The organism is Frankia sp. CcMO1, assembly GCF_977945845.1.
On the sequence record NZ_CDWTMG010000325.1, the window covers coordinates 1 to 4,281 of the forward strand.

Below are 4,281 nucleotides of genomic sequence, written 5' to 3' on the forward strand. Positions count from 1 at the left end.
ATACCGGGACACAATCACCCCTGGTCATGGCGATGGGCACGCTCCGCACCCGTCGTGAAGCCGACAGGGCGGGGCACGCTCCCCGGTCCGCCGAACACGGCAGACGGGGATTGTGAGCCGGCACCGTCACGTCCCCCGCGGGCTATCGTGGACCCACAGGCGGCCCGGCGGGCCGCACCTGATACCAACCTGTGACTGAGGTTTCCCTTGTCCCTATCCCGGCCTTCCCCCGACGCGGTCCAGTCGGCTCTGGCGACGGTGCACGATCCCGAGATCGGTCGTCCCATCACCGAGCTGGACATGGTCTCGTCGGTTCGCGTGCTCGACGACGGCTCGGTCGACGTCGGGGTCCTGCTCACCGTGTCCGGCTGCCCCATGCGCGACGAGATCATCAATCGGGTGAGTCGAGCCGTCAGCGCGGTCAAAGGCGTCCGCGAGGTCCGCGTCGATCTGCAGGTCATGTCGGACGAGCAACGCGGTGCCCTGCACGCGAAACTGCGGGGGGGCAACGCCCCCAAGGCGATTCCCTTCGCCCAACCGGGCTCGACCACCAGGGTCTACGGCGTCGCCAGCGGCAAGGGCGGCGTCGGCAAGTCCTCGATCACCGTGAACCTGGCCGCCGCGATGGCCCGTTCGGGCCTGTCGGTCGGTGTGCTCGATGCCGACATCTACGGGCACTCCGTGCCCCGCATGCTGGGCATCGACCGCCCGCCCACCCAGGTCGAAAAGATGATTATGCCGCCCCAGGCGCACGGGGTGCGAGTCATCTCCACCGGGATGTTTACGCGTGGCAACCAGCCGGTGACCTGGCGCGGACCGATGCTGCACCGTGCCCTGGAGCAGTTCCTGTCGGACGTCTTCTGGGGTGACCTGGACGTCCTTCTCCTGGACCTGCCGCCCGGCACCGGTGACATCGCCATCTCTCTGGCCCAGCTGGTGCCGTCCTCCGAACTGCTGCTGGTCACGACCCCGCAGCTGGCGGCCACCGAGGTCGCCGAGCGGGCCGGGACCATCGCCGTGCAGACCCGGCAGAACGTGGTCGGGGTCGTCGAGAACATGGCGTGGCTGCCCTGCCCGCACTGCGGCGAGCGGGTCGACGTGTTCGGCTCCGGCGGCGGGGCGGCGGTGGCCGAGCGGCTGACCAGGGTGCTCGGTCATGACGTACCGCTGCTGGCCCAGATCCCGGTAGACGTCCGGCTCCGGGAAGGCGCCGACAACGGCGTGCCACTGGTCATCGGCGAGCCGGACAGCGAGGCGGGCAAGGCCCTGGACGCGGTGGCAGGCCGGCTCACCTACCGCTCCCGTGGGCTCGCCGGACGCAGCCTCAACCTCACGCCGGTGGGGCGCTGAACACCTACGATCGGCCGTCCGTCCGGGTTCGCGCAGCCTGATCGACGCGAGCCCGGCCCCGGCTGATCCCGCCCCGGGGCGGGTCCTCGAGCCGACGGCGGCGCCGAACCTCAGGTGGCGTCGGGTCGGCTCAGGTGGCGTCCGAGTCGAAGGGCACCTCTGTCGCCGGGCCGCCCGCTCCGTGCCGGCTGCACCGGCACGGAGCGGGCGGCGGAGGCCTTGCTCGGCGAGACCTTCGACAGCATGGGAGACACCGGACCGGGCGGCGCCGCCGGGACCGCGGCCTCGGCGCCGGGACGAGCCGGGTCCTTGGCCGCGGGATCTCTCGGCAGCGAGGACTTGGTCAGTGACGGCACCGCGGGCGGATCGTCACCGAGGAGCAGCGAGTCGAGCGAGGTCCGCTTGGTGAGGTATGGCGGCAGAACCGGATCGTCCTCGAACAGGTGCTTGCGGACGAAGGCCTTGGGATGCAGGTCCCGGATATCCAGATCGGCGAATTCCGGGCCCAGCTCGGACCTGAGATCGTTACGCATGCCGTTGGCCATCTGGCGCAGCTGACGCAACACGCGTCCCGCGTCCCTGGTGGCCTTGGGCAACCTGTCCGGGCCGAAGACGAACAGCCCGATCAGGAGCAAGACGACGACTTCACCCCACCCGACACCGTTGAACACGCGCTGAGCGTACCTCTCCCGGTGTTACGGGCAAGGAGCTCGCGGGCAACGAAAAGATGCCTGCAGCTCAGCGCTGTTGTTCCTGCAGTGTCAGCTGGATGGTCGCGGTGGCCCCGGCGCGTTCGTAGGCGACCGGCACCCGGTCACCTACCCGGTGGAGCCGGGCGGCGACAATGAGGTCATTCATCCCGCTGATGACCCTGGTGCCCACCCGCGTGATGATGTCGCCGACGCGCAGCCCGGCGCGCTCGGCGGGGCCATCGGGCGCCAGGTTGACGATGCGGGCACCCGGCGTGGTCCCCGTGGCCTTCGCCTGGCCGGCGGTGACGGTCGCGGCCGACACGCCGAGGTACGGGTGGGTCGCCCGGCCGGTCGAGATGATCTCCTGAGCGACCGAGCGGGCGAAGTCGATCGGGATGGCGAACCCCACGCCGATGCTGCCGCTCTGGCTCTGGGACTCATGGCCGGGCACCGCGGCGATCGCGGTATTGATCCCCACTATCTGGCCGAGGCCGTCGAGCAGCGGACCACCGGAGTTGCCCGGATTGATCGCCGCGTCGATCTGGATCGCCCCGATGAGCACCGTGGGGTCGGTGCCGCTCTCGGCCGGGACCATGGGATTGCGGTCGAGCGCGCTGACAACGCCGGTCGTTACGGTGCCGGCGAGGCCGAACGGCGCCCCGGTGGCAACCACCGGCGCTCCCACAACCAGCGAGCCGGACTGGCCGAGCGCCGCCGCCGGCAGGGGTTGCGGGGCCGGGATGCGCAGGACGGCGAGGTCAGTCTTGGGATCCCGCCCGACCAGGTCGGCCTGGACCTGGCCGAACTCCTGGTAGCGGCGCACGGAGATCGGAGTTCTGGCGGCGACCGCGGGCGCCACGACGTGGTTGTTCGTCAGGATGTACCCCTCCGGGCTGACGATCGACGCGACCGACCTGCGGTCGGAGCTGGGCGCGGCGGTACCGACCTGCAGGGCCGCCGACGCCTGCCGGTCGCTGCCGCACTCGGTCATCGAGACGAGCAGCGCACCGATCCCCCCGCCCAGCAGACCCGCGACCAGGATACTCGCGAGGAGGACCCGGTGACCGAGAACGACCGGGCGACCGGGCGCGACCAGGCGCCCCCGCGGCGCGGGACGGCCGGTCAGGACGCCGGCGAACGGCGCGGCGACCGCCGTGCCGTTCGAGCCGCCGCCGGAGTCCGCGGGCAGCGGATACGGCGTCGAGGTCGGCGACCACGCCCGCGGGGAGCCCGTCGCAGCGGGTGGTGGGGCCGGCGGCTGCGTGCCGAAGCCACGCACCGCGGTCACTGTCGGCAAGTCTCTCGACGACTCCCGCGGGTTCCCGTCAGCCGGAGCGCGCCCGCGGTCGGTCGCGGCGGCGGCCCCCTCGACCCGCCCGGAATGCCGGGGGTGGCGATGCCCTCCGGGGGCGGAGCCGGGCCTGTCCTCACTGGGTGGGAGGGTCGGCGGACGCCGGGCGGGCTGACGCACCGGAATCCGCGCCGCCCCGGGTTCCGGCGTCGCACCCTCGCGGGCCGTGGGCCGCGGCTGCGGCCCCGCAGCCGATGGCCCCGCACTCGATGGAGTTCCCGGGGCCGGCTCAGGAGCGCGTGCCGCCGGACTACCCGTGCCCGGCGTCCTGGCGGCCGTGGGTCGCCGGTCGGGCCGGGTCTCCTCCGCCGCCGGCCCGGTCATCGCGGTGGTGGAGGCCGTACGAGGCGATTCCGGACGGCGTGTCCCGGCCGCCGGTTCCGACCCGGACGGCTGCACAGGTCCCGACGGCTGCACGGGGACGACCACCCCGGGCTGTACCCGCGGCCCGGCACCGCCGGCTGTGCTGGGCCGGGGCGCGGCGGGAAGGCGAAGCCGACTAACAGGTATCGTCCCGCCGGTCGAGGGGACGGTCGTCGCGTCGCGGCCGCTGGCCTGATCGGTCTGCGGCTCGCCGTCGGTGGCAGGAGGCGCCGCGTCGGCGCGGTCCGCGACTCGCCGGGCGCCGGGGCGGGAAGGATCGGCGCGGTGGCTCGGGCCGGCGGGAACCGACCGCATCGTGGATGACCGCTCGAGACGTCGGGGCCGTACGGGGGGGTCGACCGGTTCCACGCTCGCGACAGGCACCTCGTTGTCGCTGACGTCCACGCGTCCTCCCCGATTCGCTCGTCGCACGGCACGGCGGAACGCCGACGACCGGTTCCGTCCTGGAAAGCACGCGCGACGCGTCCGAGCGGGTAAAACGGTATAGGGGGTCTTCGAAGTTAA

General features: G+C 72.5%; 3 protein-coding genes. 1 reads left to right on the plus strand and 2 read right to left on the minus strand.

Features of this window, described 5'->3' with window-relative positions; genetic code table 11:
• Positions 1–207: 207 nt before the first annotated feature.
• On the plus strand, positions 208–1,350 hold the full coding sequence (locus AC08OU_RS23070; RefSeq protein WP_462203872.1) for an Mrp/NBP35 family ATP-binding protein: 1,143 nt from the start codon (positions 208–210) through the stop codon (positions 1,348–1,350).
• 110 nt (positions 1,351–1,460) lie between these two features.
• Here the strand turns inward: AC08OU_RS23070 and tatB are convergent, their stop codons facing one another.
• Together tatB and AC08OU_RS23080 are read right to left on the minus strand one after the other, a co-directional pair.
• Positions 1,461–2,021: a Sec-independent protein translocase protein TatB gene (tatB, locus tag AC08OU_RS23075; protein ID WP_476602170.1), complete on the minus strand. Its 561-nt coding sequence runs from the start codon at positions 2,019–2,021 to the stop codon at positions 1,461–1,463.
• Between the two features lie 67 nt (positions 2,022–2,088).
• Positions 2,089–3,330 (minus strand): S1C family serine protease, encoded by a 1,242-nt coding sequence (locus tag AC08OU_RS23080; protein ID WP_476602171.1) that lies wholly within the window; start codon positions 3,328–3,330, stop codon positions 2,089–2,091.
• Between the last annotated feature and the right edge of the window lie 951 nt (positions 3,331–4,281).